Origin of the sequence: Faecalibacterium prausnitzii, from assembly GCF_003287495.1 — a bacterium.
Taxonomy (GTDB): domain Bacteria; phylum Bacillota; class Clostridia; order Oscillospirales; family Ruminococcaceae; genus Faecalibacterium; species Faecalibacterium prausnitzii_I.
In genome coordinates this window covers 243,845-263,871 of record NZ_PRLE01000002.1, presented here as the reverse complement: position 1 = coordinate 263,871, position 20,027 = coordinate 243,845, and the positions used below count along the sequence as shown (strand labels likewise).

Annotated in this window: 15 protein-coding genes; 5 read left to right on the top strand and 10 right to left on the bottom strand. The window is 42.2% G+C overall.

Annotated features, from left to right (window positions below):
- Window positions 1-5: 5 nt before the first annotated feature.
- The 8 genes from C4N22_RS04735 to C4N22_RS04700 form a co-directional block, all read right to left on the bottom strand.
- The gene (locus C4N22_RS04735; RefSeq protein ID WP_181567167.1) at window positions 6-989 is read right to left on the bottom strand and encodes a nitroreductase family protein; all 984 of its coding nucleotides are present in this window, start codon (window positions 987-989) and stop codon (window positions 6-8) included.
- Complete coding sequence (locus tag C4N22_RS04730) at window positions 928-2,202, bottom strand: polysaccharide pyruvyl transferase family protein (RefSeq protein WP_112148160.1); 1,275 nt, start codon at window positions 2,200-2,202, stop codon at window positions 928-930. Before C4N22_RS04730 ends, C4N22_RS04735 begins: the two co-directional genes overlap by 62 nt.
- Window positions 2,199-3,548: an O-antigen polymerase gene (locus C4N22_RS04725; RefSeq protein ID WP_181567166.1), complete on the bottom strand. Its 1,350-nt coding sequence runs from the start codon at window positions 3,546-3,548 to the stop codon at window positions 2,199-2,201. The genes C4N22_RS04730 and C4N22_RS04725 overlap by 4 nt, the downstream gene beginning before the upstream one ends.
- Window positions 3,549-3,642: 94 nt before the next feature.
- A complete protein-coding gene (locus C4N22_RS04720; RefSeq protein ID WP_112148158.1) occupies window positions 3,643-4,872 on the bottom strand; it encodes an O-antigen ligase family protein in 1,230 nt (409 codons plus the stop codon).
- 28 nt (window positions 4,873-4,900) lie between these two features.
- Window positions 4,901-5,806, bottom strand: coding sequence for a glycosyltransferase family 2 protein (locus C4N22_RS04715; protein WP_112148157.1), 906 nt, complete (start codon window positions 5,804-5,806; stop codon window positions 4,901-4,903).
- A gap of 2 nt (window positions 5,807-5,808) precedes the next feature.
- Complete coding sequence (locus C4N22_RS04710; RefSeq protein WP_112148156.1) at window positions 5,809-6,969, bottom strand: glycosyltransferase family 4 protein; 1,161 nt, start codon at window positions 6,967-6,969, stop codon at window positions 5,809-5,811.
- Window positions 6,966-8,276, bottom strand: coding sequence for a polysaccharide pyruvyl transferase family protein (locus tag C4N22_RS04705; RefSeq protein ID WP_181567165.1), 1,311 nt, complete (start codon window positions 8,274-8,276; stop codon window positions 6,966-6,968). Before C4N22_RS04705 ends, C4N22_RS04710 begins: the two co-directional genes overlap by 4 nt.
- A 13-nt stretch (window positions 8,277-8,289) precedes the next feature.
- Entirely contained in the window at window positions 8,290-9,363 is a 1,074-nt protein-coding gene (locus C4N22_RS04700; RefSeq protein WP_112148154.1) for a glycosyltransferase, read from the bottom strand.
- A 430-nt stretch (window positions 9,364-9,793) separates the two neighbouring features.
- On the opposite strand from C4N22_RS04700, the gene C4N22_RS04695 reads away from it, so the two are divergent.
- The 4 genes from C4N22_RS04695 (at window position 9,794) to C4N22_RS04680 (ending at window position 16,179) form a co-directional block, all read left to right on the top strand.
- Window positions 9,794-10,420 carry a DUF5677 domain-containing protein gene (locus C4N22_RS04695; protein ID WP_112148153.1) on the top strand — a complete coding sequence of 209 codons (627 nt, stop codon included), beginning with the start codon at window positions 9,794-9,796 and terminating at the stop codon, window positions 10,418-10,420.
- Window positions 10,413-11,489 carry a hypothetical protein gene (locus tag C4N22_RS04690; RefSeq protein WP_112148152.1) on the top strand — a complete coding sequence of 359 codons (1,077 nt, stop codon included), beginning with the start codon at window positions 10,413-10,415 and terminating at the stop codon, window positions 11,487-11,489. The genes C4N22_RS04695 and C4N22_RS04690 overlap by 8 nt, the downstream gene beginning before the upstream one ends.
- Before the next feature lie 19 nt (window positions 11,490-11,508).
- Entirely contained in the window at window positions 11,509-14,481 is a 2,973-nt protein-coding gene (locus tag C4N22_RS04685; RefSeq protein WP_112148151.1) for a type I restriction endonuclease subunit R, read from the top strand.
- 789 nt (window positions 14,482-15,270) lie between these two features.
- Window positions 15,271-16,179, top strand: coding sequence for a DUF4300 family protein (locus tag C4N22_RS04680; RefSeq protein ID WP_242980948.1), 909 nt, complete (start codon window positions 15,271-15,273; stop codon window positions 16,177-16,179).
- Between the two features lie 525 nt (window positions 16,180-16,704).
- On the opposite strand, the gene bilS is transcribed toward C4N22_RS04680, so the two are convergent.
- Window positions 16,705-17,196, bottom strand: coding sequence for a flavodoxin family protein BilS (gene bilS / locus C4N22_RS04670; protein WP_112148150.1), 492 nt, complete (start codon window positions 17,194-17,196; stop codon window positions 16,705-16,707).
- Window positions 17,197-17,435: 239 nt separating this feature from the next.
- The gene (locus C4N22_RS04660; RefSeq protein WP_112148149.1) at window positions 17,436-18,299 is read right to left on the bottom strand and encodes a helix-turn-helix domain-containing protein; all 864 of its coding nucleotides are present in this window, start codon (window positions 18,297-18,299) and stop codon (window positions 17,436-17,438) included.
- 248 nt (window positions 18,300-18,547) lie between these two features.
- Between C4N22_RS04660 and C4N22_RS04655 the strand changes: the two genes are divergently transcribed.
- Complete coding sequence (locus C4N22_RS04655; RefSeq protein ID WP_112148148.1) at window positions 18,548-19,918, top strand: MFS transporter; 1,371 nt, start codon at window positions 18,548-18,550, stop codon at window positions 19,916-19,918.
- Window positions 19,919-20,027: the final 109 nt, after the last annotated feature.

The window sequence follows — 20,027 nt, the reverse complement described above, 5'->3', positions numbered from 1 at the left end:
CTTTATTATTTTACAACGAATACATCTTCAACATTCTTCCGCAAAGATACTGCATAGGAGAACTCGTCCTTATAATATCCGATTGCAACAAACAAGATAATTCGCTCATTTTCGGGGATATTTTTACAAATATCCTTAAATTTTCTATTCTTTTTATGATATTCTCCATTTTGAAGAATACAACTTCCAATCCCATAATAATGCAATGCTTCAACAAGTGCCATCGAAAACAGGCCCGCTTCCACATACACTTGATTTCGTTCAAAGGTATCATAAAATGCCGAAACATCCGCAGTAACAACCAAATAATTTTGAACTTCTTGCTGGAACCCTGTGTTTCCGGCAATCAGTTCCCCCAAAGCTACATTTGTCTCCTTGTCTGTATACATATAAACCTTACTGGCCTGACGATTACACGCTGTCGGTGCTTTCTGGGCAATTTTAATAGCCTTTTTTATATCCTCAACATTGATAGTTCTACCATCAAATTGACGCATTGAATGCCGACTGTAAAAGAACTCCGGGAACGGCTTGTCAGCATTACTTAACAAATTTTCTCTCGTATCATGTTTTATACCTGCTGTAAGACCGTCAATTCGATATTTATCATAGCTTTTCAGCTTTTCTATCATATCAGCATTTTCATAGCCAAGCTTTCTTTGCATCTGAACATAAGCATTCAGTACTATGATTGCATCTTGAAAAGGCATACCATCAGAAGGATAACCCAATTTCAAATACTGATCCATCATTTCAAAGAGTTCTTTAATTTTCTGCTGGCCGAACCCCTTTCGCGGAGCAGATAGTGACATTCCCTTTTCAATCATGTGGGTCTGTCGAAGCATCTTTGATTCTTGTGCTGCGCGCGTCTTTACTGCAGGATTATTATAATTCCACCTTTTATAGTTTTTATAGTCCTGATAAAATTCAAGGAACATTCCTGCTCGGTTCAATGCAATTTTTAGATTGTTTTTTATTTTTCTTAACATGTTTTTTCTCCAGTATAGCAAGTGCATCTTCTGTTGTTCTATGAGAATCCTTTTTCATCTGAAGATGTTTTTCTTTTAGTTTTTCTTTATATGCCGGATAATTATTGCACATCTTATTGAAAGTATCTTCCAAACATTCTAACGTCAATTCGTCAATTGGAATGCAGTATTCGTCCAGCCCAATCTTTTCCATAAATCCTTTCATTTTTTGCTCATAGGAGACAGACACAAAGGGCGTTCCCATTTTTGCAGAAAAAATATTACTGTGATAGCGCATTCCAACAACTGCGTACAACTTTCCAATAACATATTGTTGAAAGTATGCATCGTATTCAGGCTTATTTGCTTCTACCATAAACGTGTGTTTCTGCCGCATAAATTGATTCATCAATGTTGTATCATCATTTGCGCCATACAGTTGCGGAATGTAGACAATTCCATAACCCTCTGCTATCTTTTCATCTACAAATTTCTGAAAAACCTCAGGAATCAGAGTCTGTAACTTTGTTTTTCCATGTGTAGGATGCCATGCCAAATCCGTAACAGTAATTCCAAGGCACTTAGGATGAATCCGAATAAATTCCTTTAGTGCTGCATAACTGTTATAAATATCATCATACTTCTGAATTTCAACATCATGCTGCAGCGCAGAATCCAAATGTTGCTCCACTTGAACGTTTGGAAGGTATTGGTTAAGATACTGCTTTGAAATCGGATCTCGTACAACAACTTTATCCGCGCCTGAGATTACTTTTTTTCTAAGATCATCGTTTTTTCCACTATTAAACGGCCCCATAGAAGGCGCATAGAACATATAAGGAATTTTCAGCTGTCTCGCAAGATTGAGCCGATATAAGTATAGCTTTTCAACCTTCGAATAAATATCGCCAATTGAAGGGCCTCCCGGTGCATGCAATACCAAATCAGCTTCAAGTAATTCCGTCCTAAATTCTTTGCATTCTTTCGATATAGCAAATTTTGTACCCGTCAGATAAAACAAATAGAACTCCAGCAATGCCATTTTTGAATGCAACTTAGGCATACGTCCTATCTGTTTGACTTGCTCAGGCATATTGGGATAAAAAGTATTTCCATTGATACAAATCGTTATATTGGCATTCGGTTTTGCTTCAAGAATTTCATCCACCATTGCTTTTACTGCAGCCTCATCTCCACGATTTGCTGTGTGTGCATGTAATACAAGTATTTTCATATTTTTTCTATTTCCTCTGCCTTTAATATTAAATCTTTTTTGTTAAACACAAAACATGTAAGAATTACAATGAGCATGAAGTCAATTACCATATTCAACGATATTCTAGGAAAAAAGTAATCTGTAAAGAAGTGAAATGGCATACAGAAAATCTGTGTCGAATAAAAAACAATGAGAACCAAATCTCCTTGTTTCACTCTATTTAATCTCTTTATCCTAGTATATGTACTCGAAAAAATCACTGCTAGCATATTCGACAAAATACAAACTCCAAAAATTCCATAGTCATTGTAATAATTTCTAAAGCCCGTATAAGTGTTTCCAATTGTAACTCCTGTAGCCGCATTTCTAAATTCATGCGATGTAACTATTGTCACATTTTTCAATACCCCAAAATACGACTGCAAATTGTCCACAACGCCCGAAAAACTTTCATATCCTTTAAATGCTCCTCTAGTCTCTCTCATATATTGGCTAAACAAATCAAACGATCCCCCCAGATAGGTTGCCACATAATCTAACACTCCTAGACTTTCTTGCTGTCGTCCCACAAGTTCCTTGATTTTAAAGAAACACACGCAAATCACCATTGCGCCAACAAAGCCCTTAATCAATGTGTTTATATTGATTTTATAAACTTTTCTATATTTTATCCATCGGCAGATTCCTATCGAAAATGCTATAGAAACCATGAATCCAATAACACCAATTCTTGCACCCAAAATCCATTGCTGTACACAATAAAAAACTCCCGGAATCAAATATATTATATTCTTTTTCATGCTTTTTAGCTTAAGCTTTTCGCTTTGAGTTATATTATTTGCAAAGACAAGCAAATAAACATAAGCACTTGCTTTTGTCAATTTTCCGGCCCATTTTCCCAGTCCAGACATAGCATAGTTTGCCTTATTTATTTTATAGTTATAAACTATATTTCCCCACGACTTAAAATCGGCATATGCTATTCGAACCATCTCTTTCCATACTAAGTATGTAAATAGCAGGCAAAACAAACTGACAAATGCTAATTTTATTAGGCCCTGTTTTCCTTCAAGATTCTTCAACTGCATCGAAGAAATATTATTCTTTGTTCTTGATGGACGAATTCTAATTTTTCTACCAAGCGCATCTCCGATAACAAAGAACACAATGCCCAATGAAACTACAATTAGCATAAAATCAGAAATATTCGTTTTCCATCTTTCAATGTTATATATTCCAAATATCGTAGCGACCAAATATCCTAGTAGTAACAATACCCCTGGTGATAATATATCTTTATTGCTTACTTCAAAGGTAATATACAATAAAACAATTGTCAAAACAAAAAATACTAGCAACGACATAAGTGACTCACCTCCATTGATCTTGATATGGAATACAAACCACTGCATCCAATGAAGGCGAGTTTTTTATCTATAGTACTAATAATTTTCTGTATTATTCTATTCCATCCCCCCCCCGATTAACAACAATCAAATATGTAAAGAACCACATAAAAATCATAAATACTCCCGCCGATTCTACAATCTGCATGATAAAATTTTCAACAAAAATTGAACTCATCACGCCTGCAGCTAATGCGCAATATTTAGTATGATGTTTCGCAGCCCGTCTTATATTTTTTAAGGACTCACCAATCATCATATAGTAATATAACGCAAACCCCATTATACCTGTCTCGACAAGTTTTTTTAGCACTCCACTTTCTAGAACAATACCAGTCGTGGCTCTTGATCCTGTTGAACTAACACCAATTCCAAATATTGGATTCATCTTAAATAAATCAAATGCTTCCTGCCATTTTGACATTCGTTGGTAGTTCGCACTCTCAGTGGAATTCCAAACCAGTATTGTTTGAATACGTTGATAAATCGTATTAGCAATTCCATTGTAGCTACTCAACCATTTGATTAAAATGTACAAAGCGCATAAAGCAGCAACAGCTTTTAAGCCTCCCTCCAAAAATGGCAATCTTGCATTTCTATTCATAGAATAATTATGTATGAAAACCATGATTGCAAAACCAACAGTAAATCCTACTAATGGTCCCCGTGACTGTGTACAGAATAACCCTATAATTGAAAGTAATCCAATTAAGTAATGCTTCTTATCGGAAATCATTCCTCTGTACATCGAAATCAACGCAATACAGGCAAGCGTCATACCAAGCGTAAGTGGCGATCCGATCAAACCATAGGCTCTTCGAATCACTTGGATTTCCGAATTTAACCGAAATAAAATATTTCCTGAAAAAAACTCCCAAATTGCTTCTATTGCAATAATTACACCAATAATTTCATACACTGACAAGACTGTTTCAAATGCAATATTATCCATAACATAGCACATCGCAAATAAAAACATCATATAAAACACATATTCAAATATCGCATATGAACTTGCATCGGCTTCCGCTAACATATTGAGCAGAATATAGGCCAAATATAATACATAACATATCCAAAAGGAATTTTTACATATTTTAACGCTCTGCTTTTTATATGTAATTATATATCCAACTATAAAAGTGCATATTATCCCTATAAATGCTATATAAGATATTGCTCCCAATTTGGTTGCGCACCAAGCTCTTGTTAGTGTGTAAAATATCGCAAAGAACAAAAGAGGAATAACTTCCATCTCTTTTTTTCTTACTTTAATTTTCACTTATATATTCTCCTATGTCATACAAGGCTTAATAATATCTTAAAATTATTGCAGCTCTGTACCCTTTATTCAGCCTTTTGTAAGGTGTTCGAATTTCATGGTCATATGCTAACTGAATACGGCAAAATATATTTTTGTCAGCATATGTCGCAATTTTATCCGCAAGAATCACATAATTATGTGGCATCACACTTCTATATATCCTTAGAATTTCCCCAATTTGCCGACTTCGTACTCTATCTTTACTACGAATCCTGTTAAAAATATTTTGGAATTTGCTTCTTACGTTATGCACTCCACCATCCACATTAGCTCCATGTTGCCGATATTTAAGACTTTTATAATCATCATATATCACTGTTCCACCAACAGCCAAACATACTTTATGAACCCAGTCATCATGCATTACCACCACTTTAGGTGAACCAATTTTTAAAATCTCCAGCAGTTTTCTATCAAACACTACTGTACATCCTGTACAACAGCTTGAAACAAGTGCTGCATTAAATGTTACGGTGCTTATATGACCATTATCTGGCAGGTTTTCCAGCTTAGCATCGACCAACTGGTAGTTACTGCAATATAATCTAGGTTTGGAGTCATCCTTTAGACATTCAAGTTTACTTATTGCACGATAAAGTTTGTCTGAGTTCCACACATCATCTTGATCACAAAACGCGTAATAGTCTGACATCGGTGCGCATGATACTAAGTCTAAAAAACTTTTTGCACTTCTTAAATTATGTCCTGTATACCAATGAAGAATTCCTTTTTCTTGAAATTGGTCAAGCATTTTTTGTGTTCCATCTGTTGACCCATCATCTCGAACGAGTATCTTAACATTTACTCCTTCTTGCTTTACTATGCTATCAATCTGTTCTTCTAAATACTTTTCACCATTATATGTTGACATTAGTACTGTAACCGTAGCCATCCTTAAACCTCTCCCTGCTTATGCTGCCAACATCTTTCCGCAAAATTTTTATAGAAAGTTCTACGTTTAGCATCTAATACTTCTTTTTTATAATTTTGAGCTGTCTTAAAATTTCTACACGCTTCTTGAGTTAATTTCTCTTTTGTCAGGCCATCAATAAGATTCACTATCTCATTGACATTTGCTTTATGGAAAATGTAATCACTGCTAACCAGTTCGCGCATTCCACCAGCCGTTGAACCAGCTGAGGGACAAGCCCTACTTATTGCCTCTACCATCGAGCGCGGAAGTCCTTCCTGTTTGCTAGGCTGTATATAAAAGTCTATGTCATCTAGCCAGCCAAAAACTTGATCGTGCGACAAAACGCCGCAAAATTCCACTTGGTTATCTACTCCATATTTCTTCGCTATATCATGAAGGTATTGATTACTGCCGCTTCCAGCCAATTTATATTTAACAATTTTCCCCCTTTTTTTCAGTTCTGCAATTGCATGTATTACATATTCTTGCCCCTTATATCTAACATCAACTTGTGCCAATGTTCCAAGGGTCAATTGTTCCCCCATTCTTTGAATTTTTTCCAATCTTCTTGAAAGAACTGTCTCATCCACGCTTTGCAGTTCAACATCCGAACAATCTATCCATTTTCCATCACAAGGATACCTTTTTTCCAAAAATTCTTTCGTTACATAAACAGCATATGGTGCCCTTTTCACTTCTTTTTTTGTAGAAAGAGTCATCATTGGTGCAACGATTTTTCCCTTTATGCTATGATTCCAATATGCATCCCACGGACAGCCTACAACTTCTACAAGATATGGAATTTTATATTTTCTAGCATACTTTATTGCATATTCTGCAATTTTACTATGTAATTTCACTATCAAAGCATCTGCATTTTTTATTTCCTCTTCCATCATTCTCAAAGCACTTTGAGACAATATTAAAGAGCCGTTTGATACTGGTTTCACTTTAATTTTGGGATTTTTCAATTCAAAAAGTTGCGTATCATATGGTTGCTTTTCAATTGCTCTACAAAAAATCGTCAAAGAATCAAAGTATTCCATATAACGATCTGTTATAGAATCTCTAAGTCCCCCCACCGTATAATACTTTCCATCAATCAACCGCAATTTGTGGTCGTGTGCAAACACCAATTTCATAAAATTCCTTTCTCACTCTTCATTTTTTCTTTTAGCTCAACACGTGACTCTACTGCAAATTTTCTATAATTGAGTATTTTTTGCCTTACATCTTTTTCATTTTTTACTAGCATTGTAAACTTTCTTTTCAGGCTTTCTGCCGTTACATCGTTAATATCCATGACATAATCATCCAGTTCCATATCATGCATAATTCCCGTTGATTTATTTCCCGTATACGAAATTGCAATGCCTGGAACATTAGAACCAAACGAAAAAATCATTGAGTGAAATCGCGTTCCTACAATATACTGAAAAAAGCTATAGATACATTTTAGATCTTCGCAGTTATATGTTGAATCCGAAATAATTCGATACCTATTTTTGTCGAGCATCGCCACAACATCTCGAATACATGCACCATCATTTTCATGTGCATTTACTGCAAGTGTATGTTCCACAATAACAGGCATGTAGCCATTTTCATATATCCAATCTATGAATTCTGCCATTTCGTGTTTAAAATTCAAGTAAGCCTTTTCCGGGTTGGGCGAATGTGGAAAACGATATGGACGCATTGTTAATGCGACAATTTTTCTATCATCTGGCAAATCAAATTTCCTGTAGAGCGCATTTCTATCAATATTTGATTTAGGTAGTTCAAATGCCAAATCAGCATGATTTTCTACCGATATTCCCAATTGATCTTCAAGCATTTTTTGCGAGAAGGTTTCTCTCGTTGTAACTACCTTGCACTTTCTTAATGCTAATTTTGCTATTTCCTTTACAAACGGCCCTTCAAATGGTCCAAAAGAATTTGGCATAATATAGACAGGTTTTCCGAGTTTGTGAGCAAGCAGCAATGGATACACCCAAAAATACATACTATATGTCGATGCCAATCCTCCGTATGTTTGTAACAGTCCACCACCTTTCATAAAAACAGCATCCGTCTGTTCCATGATTTCAATTGCCCTTGTTTTTTCTTCACTTGAAAACTTTTTTACTATTTTTCTTGTTGGATTGGCTAGAATCAGAAAACTATTCAGCAAATCAAAAAGTGCAACAAGCCCCCATTTAATCTTCAATGTTCTTGTATACTTAATATTCTCTTTGCTTTTGAATTTTCTAGATGGATGCTCCAGTATAGGATATACTATTTCAAGTCCTTTGGTCTCGCTTTGAATTACAGGTTCATTCTGTTCAGATGTAAGATAAAATTTCCCTGTAAAACCACATTCCTCTGCAATCCTCTTTGTTTCCCATACCAATGCTTGATCTCCTCGATTCAAATCGGAGCATCCAGGCACAATCAAATATCTATTCACACGTTTTCCCCCATTATTTATTAAGCATTGCATTTTGATAGATACTACTATACTGCTTTGCCATAACTTTCGTATTATACACTCCAACAATATCTTGATATGCTCGCTCTTTCAAATACCCCTGCTCATTCTGTGCGCCCTTAATTGCACTTATATAATCTTCGATTTTCGAGCATACAAAACCATTTTCGCCATTATGAATCACATCTCTGTTGCCAATTACGTTGCTGACAACACAGACTTTTCTCATATACATAGACTCCAACAACGAAATTGGAAGTCCCTCCCATCTGCTTGGGAGAAGAAATACATCTGCATTGACTGCATACTTAATCGCAGTTGTCCTATCCACCCATCCTGAAATTTCGATATTTTTATTTTTCAGTTCCTCCCGCAGCTCACCATCTCCAATCCAGACAAATCTGACATCCGGCAACAATTCTGCAATCGTGTTGAATAATGTTGGATTTTTCTGGTAGCAAATTCTTCCGAGGGTAAAAACGGTAAACGGATGCGCTACTTTTTCTGTCTGGTTAACAATCTCTTGAAGTTCTTTCATATTGATGCCATTATTCACATAAGCAGCATTCTTGGTAAGCTTTAAGGTTTCCTGATGCTCACCTACACTGCAGCTAATTGTAGTACAGTTTCTTTTGGCACAAACTGACTCAATCAACTTAAAAACTCTGCGTTTTGTAGGATTACAATTCTCCATTAAAAAGCTATATCCATGCGGCGTATAGAACATCGGAATTTTTCCATCAAATGCAACTCGACCAATCGCCCCTGCTTTGCTGCTGTGTAGATGAATCACATCTGGTTTTACCTCTGCCGCAATTTTCTTTACCTCAAAGAACGCAGCAATATCCTTTGTTGGATTGATTGCTCTTCCAAAATTCTTTACTTCAATCAGATGAATTCTTTTGTCAAAATAGTCCTTATAATTTTTCGGTGTCTGCTTTCTTACTGCATACGCAATGTACATATCATATTTATTTACCAGTTCATTTGCTAAATCTACAATGTAAGTAAATACGCCTCCGCCCATAGCTTCGACTATGTACAGTATTTTCTTTTTCTCCGCCATAGGTTTGCTTCCTCCCAGTACCCCTTTATCTACTCATCTAACTTTAGAATGTTTTTTTCAATTTTCTTTTAACAGCAAACAAGCCCACGGCGGATCACTCAATGGCAATCCACCGTAGGCTCGATTCGTTCTCCTTGATTTTTTACTTGCTGCTCATTTTGTGGGTCAAAACAGAGCTGCGCCAAAACCTCCCACCTATAACTTCTGGATTTTAGCATCTCCGCAGCCTGTCAGCAAATAAATACTTTTGTTGAACGAGTCGAGCCGTTAAAACCCTTTAGTTATCGTGATTTTTCTTGGTTGACCCTATTATATCTCTAGCCCCTTAGCAAAAAACCCAGAAGTATATTTAAATTATCTTCATGAAATTTTTGAATACCTAGACCAAATCACATCCACCTTAGAGCCTTTAAACACTCGAAATATAGTCTTGTGTGGAATTGCCACTTATGCATATAAACGCATCTCTGAACTCATTGAGCATCAATTATATAACGAAATCTCTGGCCGGAGTATTATTAGAAACATCATCGAAGATTACATTATAATGAAGTATCTTCTAAAGCATGAAAAAGAAAAGCCAACTATTTGGGACGAATACCAATATTACGGCATTGGGCTGTATAAACTTGTCATGGAGCGTGAACGCTCTAATCCTTGCTCCTTTAAAGATGGTCACGTCAATTATGTGTTATTGCAGTGCCTTGTCAATGAATACTGTGATGAAGAATTCATTGATATGGATACATCTTACTTTGACAAACAAAACATCCGTCTAAAAGCTAAAGACGTTGGAGAAGAGGAACTATACGGTCTATTCTATGACTATGATTCTTCCTTTGAACATGGACTATGGGGTGCTATCCGGGAAAGTTCATTGCTAAAGTGTGATAATCCAGCACATCAGTTTCATCTCGTTCTAGATAGCGATAATGAGCAAAAACTTCCCTCTGTTTGGAAGGACTGCGTTCGTACCATGAATAAAATACTGATGTTACTTAATAATGAGCTTTCTATTCCCACTCAGTTACTAAGTGAGGTGAAAAAGTTTGAGTAACGAATATCTATCTGACAAAATGCATGAAGTTCAATTAGAATACAAAGAACTTTTGCAAGGATTAAAAGATATTGTTCATTCCAATGATTTTCAGTATGTAATGGATGAAATAGGTCTTTTCTGGTACAGAAAACGAAACTATGTAAAATTATTTCTTCAATATATTCCTACCGGCTCTAATGCTTACTTCTTAGCCGGAGGCACATATTTAGATATAGATTATAACGAGCACTATCCCTTTTCAACTTTAGGAAGTATTCATATTGTTGATGATCCTCTAGCCAAATTCTCTGAAACAATAAAGAATTCTATTTCAGATTCAGTTTACAATCTATTGAAAAAAGAAATTCTTTCTTCTTACTATGATGATTTAAACATTCTAGAGAATTTTTCCTCGGAGTTCATTTTACTTCCTATTACATGTTTTGGTCTAGAACAGCCTATTCCAAAAGAATCAGGTGAAAAGGCCCTCTTATCCTTTTTCAAAGACAGTATTACAGCTGACCAACTTTTTTCTGTCAAAAATTTTTCTGAGCTTGATGCCATGATACACGATGAAGCGAAACGTTTCATCGTGTTTTCTGATAACGACAATCCATCTGACTCATTCGAAACAAAAGTCACTAATTACTTCAATCATTACGGCAGTCCGTTAGACGGAAGCAATACGCCCTTAGCCCAAAAAGCTGTTTTCGCTCTTCTTCAAGACACTTTACAGGCCCTACATATTTCTCTGATTGCAGTCACATATAACCTTGTTCCTTATATTCGTAGTCGCGTTGTGCGAAATTATGTAACATTTTTCTCTCCTTATTTTGAACAGTCACCTTTTTTCAAAAATTTATTTGTAAAATCTCTATATGCATCGCTTTTTTATCATTTATACGACAGCGAAACCATCGCCAATAAAGTGGATTTTAAAACATATTATCAAAAGATTCATTCTTCCCCGTGTCTTGATTTCATATATCAAGATTACTCCAATTCCATCCTAGATTCTGACTTATCCAAACAGATACAAAACACCGCCATAGCTGACGTCAAAAGAATTTCTGATATGTTTTCATAATTCAAAAGGAGGTCTAACCATGCCCCTCAACACCACCGAAAAGCAGTTTGAATCGGACATTGCAGCGGCGCTGCTCTCCCCTGCCGGGGGCTACACCCGCAACGGGGATTGCTACGACCCCAAGCTGGGGCTGTTTGTGGATACCCTGATCCGCTTTGTGCAAAAGACCCAGCCCAACGAGTGGGCATTTTTTGAAAAGCAGAACCCGGTAAACCCGGTGCGGAAGTTCTGCACGGCCTTTAACAATGCCTGCGATGCGGACGGACTGCTCTCGGTGCTGCGGTATGGGTTCAAGCACCGGGGACGGCGGTTCCGGGTGTGCTATTTTCAGCCGGAGTCCGCGCTGAACCAGAAGGACGCCCAGCGCTACGCCCAAAACGAGATTACCTGCAACCGGCAGTGGTTCTACTCCGACACCACCCACAACTCGGTGGACATGGTGCTGGCAGTAAACGGCATCCCGGTGTTCGCTTTTGAGCTGAAGAACCAGTTCACCGGGCAGACCGTGGAGAACGCCAAGCAGCAGTGGATGCACGACCGGGACCCGCGGGAGGTGTGTTTCCAGTTCAATAAGCGCATTCTGGGCTACTTTTGCGTAGACCTGACCGAGGTGTGGATGGCCACCCGGCTGGCAGGCAAGGACACCCGCTTTCTGCCCTTCAATCAGGGTTCCAACGGTGCCGGGCGGGACGGCGGCGCTGGCAACCCGCCCAACCCCAACGGCTACCTTACCGCCTACCTCTGGGAAGAAGTGTTCCAGAAAGACAGCATGATGGACATCCTGCAAAAGTTTATGAGCCTGCAGGACGGCAAGACCCTGATCTTTCCCCGGTATCACCAGCTGGACGTGGTGCGCAAGCTGGTGGCAGATGTGCGGCAGAAAGGTGCCGGGCAGCACTATCTCATCCAGCACAGCGCCGGGTCGGGCAAGTCCAACTCCATTGCATGGACGGCGTACCGGCTGGCTTCCCTGTTCAACACCGAGAACAAGCCGGTGTTTGCCAGTGTCATCGTGGTGACTGACCGCACCGTGCTGGACGCACAGCTGCAGGAGACCATCTCCGGCTTTGACCATACGCTGGGTGCGGTGGAGGCCATCGGCGAGGACAAAAATTCCGGCGACCTGCGGGATGCCATCAACAACGGCGCACGCATCATCATCACCACGCTGCAAAAGTTCCCGGTCATCTACACCGAGGTGAACAAGACCGCCGGGAAGAACTATGCCGTCATCATCGACGAAGCGCACTCCTCTCAGACCGGCACCTCTGCTTTGAAGCTGAAAGCCGCCCTTGCCGATACCGAGGACGCACTGCGGGAATATGCCGAGCTGGAAGGCAAAGCGGAGGACGAGATCGACCCGGAGGATGCACTGGTGAAGGAGTTGACCTCCCACGGACGGCACAAGAACCTGTCCTTCTTTGCCTTTACCGCCACCCCAAAAGCCGCCACGCTGGAACTGTTCGGCACCGAGTACCCGGACGGCAGCCACCACCCTTTCCACATTTACAGTATGCGGCAGGCCATTGAAGAAGGGTTCATTCTGGATGTGCTGCAAAACTACATGACCTATTCCACCTGCTTCAAGATCGCCAAGACCATCCCGGACAACCCCGACCTGCCCGCCAGCCGAGCGGCGAAGCTCATCCGCAAGTATGAAGAGCTGCACCCCTACAACATCAGCCAGAAGGCAAAGATCATTGTAGAGACCTTCCGGGAGACCACCAGCCACAAGATCGGCGGACGGGGCAAGATGATGGTGGTCACCTCCTCCCGGCTGGCGGCGGTGCGGTACTTCCACGAGGTCAAGCGCTACATTGCGGAGCAGGGCTATAACGATGTGCAGATCTTAGCGGCATTTTCCGGTGCCGTACCGGACGGCGGCGTGGAGTACACGGAGCAGTCCCTGAATGTCCGCGCCGACGGCAGCCACATTGCGGAGAGCCAGACCAAAAAGGAGTTCCACAACAACTTCAATGTGCTCATCGTAGCAGAAAAATACCAGACCGGTTTTGACGAACCGCTGCTCCACACCATGATCGTGGACAAAAAGTTAAAGGGCGTCAAGGCGGTGCAGACCCTCTCCCGCCTGAACCGTACCTGTCCCGGCAAAACCGACACCTTTGTGCTGGATTTTGTGAACAAGGCAGAGGACATCCGGGAGGCCTTCCAGCCGTTTTATCAGGAGACCTTTCTGGAGCAGGAGGCCAACACTGACCTCATTTACAAGACCCAGAAGGAGCTGCGGAGCTTTGCGGTCTATTCCGATGCAGACGTGGAAGCCTTTGCCAAGGAGTATTTCCGCAGCACCAAGCAGGATAAAAACGCCGTGGGCCGCATGAGCAGCGTCTTGAAGCCGGTGGCAGACCGCTACAACCAGAAAACGCAGGCCGAGCGGTACCAGTTCCGCCGCCTGCTGCGCAGCCTTGTCAAGTGGTACGGCTACGTTTCACAGGTGGCGCGGATGTTCGATGAAGAGCTGCACAAGGAGAACGTATTCTGCGCTTACCTGCTCAAGCTGCTGCCGCCGGACGAGGTCTCTCCGCTGGATCTGGAGGGCAAATTGCAGCTGGAGTATTACAAGCTGCAAAAGACCTTTGCCGGTGCCATCGAGCTGGAACACGCCAAAGGCGTCTACGAGCCGGTCACCCAGAAAGGCGCTCTCGGCCACGACCCCAAGGAGCCGCTGGACGAGATCATTTTGAAGATCAACGAGAAGTTCAAGGGTGAGTTCACCAATGCCGACCGGGTGCTACTTACCGCCCTGCATGACCGTCTGCTGGCCGACCCGAAGCTGGCAAAGCTGGCGCGCAGCTCCGACCCGCAGATCTTTACCGAGAGCATCTTCCCCAAAGCCTTTGACACTGCCGCACAGGACAGCTATCTTGAAGCGCAGGACACCTTCTCTTCCCTGTTTGAGGACACCAGCAAGTATAAGGCTATTATGTCGGCATTGGCAGAGTGGCTATATGGAGAATTCCGCAAGAAGTAAAACAGTTTTCCCTTTTTATTTGCTTAAAACAGCCTGCATCCACGGGATGTAGTTCAAGGGTTTGGGTGTTCCCAACAAGTATTTTGCAACGCAAAATAAGCAGATGTATATACGTCTGCATTGTTTGCTGGCACTGCGTACCGTAAAACTCCCGTTTCAATCTTCACGAGTGATTTTTCTTGGAAGAAGCCCCGCCGAAGAACATCTGCCTGCCGTTATACAAGCGAGGAAATGTACGAAAAAGAAGAAACCCATCTCTGAGGAGCAGCATTATCTCTGTGAAATCGGTCTGGAAAAGATGCCATATGGATCTTCCTGGCTCTAAAAATCTTATACAAAGGAAAGCATCACGCACATCACGATTACGGCCTATTATAATGTGGACGAGGCTTTTCTTCAAACTCCCACTGCAGCATGGGGAAATCTATGGGATTGCCGTTCCGCGCTTCGTAAGTTGGTATCCTCCGTCTATCTGGAAAGCGATTTGAACCTTCCATTCGGAAAAAAACGGAAAATTCTTATTCCAACTTGGGTATACTCCTGTTGTGTCCGACATGAAGAAAATCGTTCAGAAAACTGCTGCATTGTCTTTCCCCCCAATGGGCGTTAGCCGTATGGGATATGGATACTGCAACATTATATATGGTCAAATACGACAGAAGTCATTGATTTTTTTTGTTTATCTGTGATACCATTCGTTACGAGACCTCCACCATTGCTATCTTCGCCTATGGTGGAGACTCCGGCACTCAAAGAAATTTTCCGAAAAACGCAACGAGGTGACCATTTTTGAAACGTCGAACTTTTCTTGTCTGCACCGCTGCACTTTTTTGCGGTGTGTTTCTGGCAGGGGGCTGCACTCCAAAAACTTCTCTGCCTGTCCTTCAGCAGATCGAATACTCCAATTTGGCAGATTCGGATACACAGGATCTTCTTTCCAAACTTTTGCAGGATGCCGGCGTATCCGACCTGCGGATACAGACTTTCTTTGATCATGTGCAAAAGTTCAACAATGCTGTGGACCCGGCATGGCTCACCACAGGGTTTGAAAATGCCAAGCCTTTGGATCTGAAATACGATCCCTACTCCATGCAGGACGCATGGACAGAAAAATACGATACCTTCCCCGGCTGGAACTGTCGGATCACTGCTTGTGGGCTGTTCGGTGATTTTATCACTGTCACGGGCAAGGCAGACCTTGACTCAGCCGAGGACACCCTGTTTATGGACTATGAAACACTGGATTCTGACCCAGAATCCCTTTGCGGCGATGAAAGACAAAAGTTTGATGCACTGTTCGCTCCGGTTAAAACCACCAATACGACCAATATTTCTACCCATTTGAAAACGATTCAGCAGGAATGGAAGAAACGCGGCCTCTCTTTCGCGGAAGATGATAAGATTCGTCTTGTCTCCGTAGTCCTGCACGACCAATTCTCTGAAACGGACAATTCTCTTATGATTGGTCATGTCGGCGTTATGCTTCCCACATCGGATGCGGTATATTTTGTCGAAAAGGTTGCTTTTCAGGAGCCGTATCGCTTGTTGAAGTTCAAAAATCGAACCGAGTTGAGCGATTATCTGATGCTGAAATACGACAACTCGTGGGGACAGGATACTGCCCACACCTTTATTATGGAAAATTCAGACCTGATGGACGGCTGGCGCATTCTTGACGAACAGAAAGACGCAAGCTAAAAGCATCGCATTCGTTGGGAGCCGTTTAGTCTGACAGATCATTCGCCCTCTGATACCAAAAAGACGCTGCAACCTCTTACCCAGAGGCGGCAGCGTCCTTTTTTATATCGGAATGTTTGGTTCGCAGGGGAACTTCGGGCTTATGACAGCGTGTTGATGCTTTCTCCCGCAGTTCTGGCAGGACCGGGTGGTTTGCGGTTGCAAAGACACAGTTTGGGCCAATCATGGTGTGCTCCCCGATGTGGATATGGGGATCATCCACGCAGGTCAACCCGAAGTTGGCATAGACATATGGTGTGCCACAGCCAGAAAATGCTGCGGAACAGGAACTTTCCGCTTTTCTGGTGATAACACAAATGATGGAACAAAAAAGCGGCGTTCTGATTTTGCAAAAGCGAAAATGAGAACGCTGCCGTCTATCGTGCCGTATTCGATTTTCGATGTACCGTTATTTTAGAGATGTCTCTTATAGGGATACGGAGTGTATCAAAGTTCAAACCGATGAACGCATCCATAAAATCAAAATCACTTCACAGCCTGTTTCAGCCGCTCCAGATCATCCGCATCCGGGTGAGAAAGAGCCTTGTCGAAATTCTCGATCATGGCGTCCAGATTGGGCAGATGAAGCGGCTGTTTTTTCATGTTCTCATATCGCTGGCGTACCGACATCGGCATCTTTCCCTGACACATGAAGCTGCCGATCACCGTGTTGCTGCTGTGCAGATCTTTCTGCACGGCTTTCAGGATCTTGTTAAAATATTCTTCGCTGCCGCCAAAACCAGCGGTGCCAAACAAAAACACCTGCTTTCCCCGCAGCTGCTTCAAAAAGTCCGAAGAGCTTTCATCCGCTTTTCCCTTGTCCGTCCAGAAGCCCACATAAAGGGTGTCCGCTTCCATGGCGGCAGGGTTCGGGATGCCGAAATAGCAGCAGTCCTCCTGCGGCAGGCAGTTGTGCAGCGTGTCTGCCAATAATTTTGTGTTGCCTGTTTTGCTGCTGTATACGATTGCGTAACTCATAGCTTCTCCTTTGGAGCCGTTGGCTCTCTGATGTTATCATGTTTCCCAGTTGATTTTTCGATCCCGATCAAAATACTCTTTGTCGTGTTCGCTGATGGAGCACAGTACACGGCACGGGTTTCCTACCGCCACTACGTTTCTGCCATGATGGATTCATCCGTTGGGTCGTAGACTTGTTGGCTGTGGATCGCATTTTTTATCGGCATGGTTCTACTCTCCTTATTTATAAGGAATTCTTCTCATTTTTCAGTAGATTCTTCCAGATTCTTTCGGTACTGTGCCGGACTGACACCATACTCTTTCTTGAATACCCGGCTAAAATAGAGTGGGTTATCATACCCTACGATCTCTGCAATTTCTCCAATATTGTATTCGGTGTTCTCCAATAAGCTTTGTGCGTTTACCATCCGAAGGGACAGGATGTATTGTGCAGGGCTTATTTTCATGTACTGCTTAAAATTACGGATAAACCAGTTCGTACTGATATGCAGCGATTCTGCGTAATCGTCCACACTGACCTTTGTATTATAATTCTCGTTAAAGTAGGCAACGGCGGTTTCGATTTCTTCGGGGATGCTTGTAGTTGTTTTCTCGCTTTCCTGCTGTTGCCTGCTTACTAAAAGCAGAATGATGTTGAAGAGAGAAGCAATATAGTCTTCATAGCCATATTCACATTGTTGCAGTTCCCGGATGATCTTTCGGAACAGCATTTTGTAATCCGGCAGTGTGCCGCTGTAAAAAACGTGCTTGTCCAAGGGGATTCCGTGATAGTTCAGGACGTTTTTGACATCATATCCTGTAAAGTGAATCCAGAACACCTCTGGATGATCTTCTACATAGTAGACATACTTCTGGATTTCTTTCGGCTGATAAAGCACCATGTGTCCAGAAGTCACCACTTCCTCAACACCATCGAACCAGAAGTGTGCTTTCCCAGATGCCACATAGAGAATTTGATAGTCTCTGCGACCCTTTGCCCAAAAAGTAGGGAGCTTAGGGCGTTTTTTCAAGCGATAAGTGCCGCAGCTGCCTACGACCAGCGGCTTTGAGTAGTCTTTGAAATCCAAACGGGAGTTGTTCAAATATCCTGAGTTGAAATACATCCCTGCATCCTCCTCATCTTCAGAGATTTTACAGTGATCTGGGAAATGTTCTATCAAGAATTACAAACTCTTTGATTTTGTGCATATTTTGTTCCATCTTGTCTATATCTTTTCGCTCCATTAGATTTTATAATATTTTCAGACGAAACGCAAGAGATTTGGGCAACCTGCGTAATGAGAATTCCAGTCTGAAGTGCGCAGCAGATTGGTCGCGCCCACACAAAACAAGCAAGATGGGAGAAAGCACAATGACTGAGAAGCGTTATCTAAAGTGGTATAATAAAGTCGGCTATGGTTCAGGCGATATTGCGGGCAACGTGGTGTATGCATTCCTGTCCTCCTTCGTCATGATCTATCTGACCAACACCGTTGGCCTGAACCCCGGTATTGTCGGCACTCTGATTGCAGTTTCCAAACTGCTGGACGGTGTGACGGACATTTTCTTTGGCTCTCTGATTGACAAAACGCATTCTAAGATGGGCAAAGCCCGTCCTTGGATGCTGTACGGCTACATTGGCTGTGCCATTACGCTGGTGGCAATTTTCGCCATCCCGACCAATCTGGGACAGTTTGCACAGTACGCATGGTTCCTGATCGCATATACTCTGCTGAACGCTGTATTCTACACTGCCAACAACATTGCTTACTCTGCACTGACTGCTCTCGTTACGAAGAACAGTGCCGAACAGGTCGAGATGGGTTCTTGGCGTTTCATGTTCGCCTTTGCCACCAGCCTGCTCATCCAGTCCATCACGCTGGGTGCTGTTACGGCATTGGGCGGTGGTGCTGCCGGTTGGCGCACGGTTGCAATCATCTACGCCATCATCGGTCTGCTTGTCAACACCCTCTCCGTTTTCTCCGTGAAGGAACTGCCGGAAGGCGAATTGGAGGATACCACCGACAAAAAGGAAATCGAACAGGACGAAAAGTACAATCTGGTTCAGGCTGCAAAGCTGCTTGCTGGGAACAAATATTATATGATGATTTGCGTCACCTACATTTTGCAGCAGATCTACGGTGCCATGATCAGCATGGGCACCTACTATGCAACCTACATCCTTGGCAACCAGAATCTGTTTGGCGTGTTCTCTTGGGCAGTCAATATTCCTCTGATCATCGCTCTGGTATTCACCCCGACGCTGGTTGCCAAATGGAGCGGAATGTACAAGCTGAACGTCATGAGCTATACTCTGGCAACCATTGCCCGTGCACTGGTCGCTGTGGCAGGTTATATGGGCAGCGGTAATGTTCCCCTGATGCTGCTCTTTACCGCAATCGCTGCTCTTGGTCAGGGTCCTTGGCAGGGCGATATGAACGCTGCGATTGCTGCTTGCTCGGAATATACTTGGCTGACGAAGCATAAGCGCGTGGATGGCACGATGTACTCCTGCACTTCTCTGGGCGTAAAACTTGGCGGCGGTCTGGGTACCGCCTTCACCGGCTGGCTGCTGGCTGCAAGCCATTTCGATCGTGCGCTGGCTGTCCAGCCCGAATCCTGCATCTCGATGCTGAAGATCATGTATCTTGTGATTCCCTTCGCTCTGGATGCCATCATCACCTTCATTCTGTCTCGTCTGAAAGTCGAAGAAGCAAATGAAAAGCTGCGTGCAGCAGCCTGATAAGAAGCCATTATCATTTCTCCTTCATCTGCTGTTCCCCGGAGGAATCCAGCGATTCCTCCGGGGAGGCTGGAGAAATATTATAAAATTATAAAAGGTAAATGAGGAA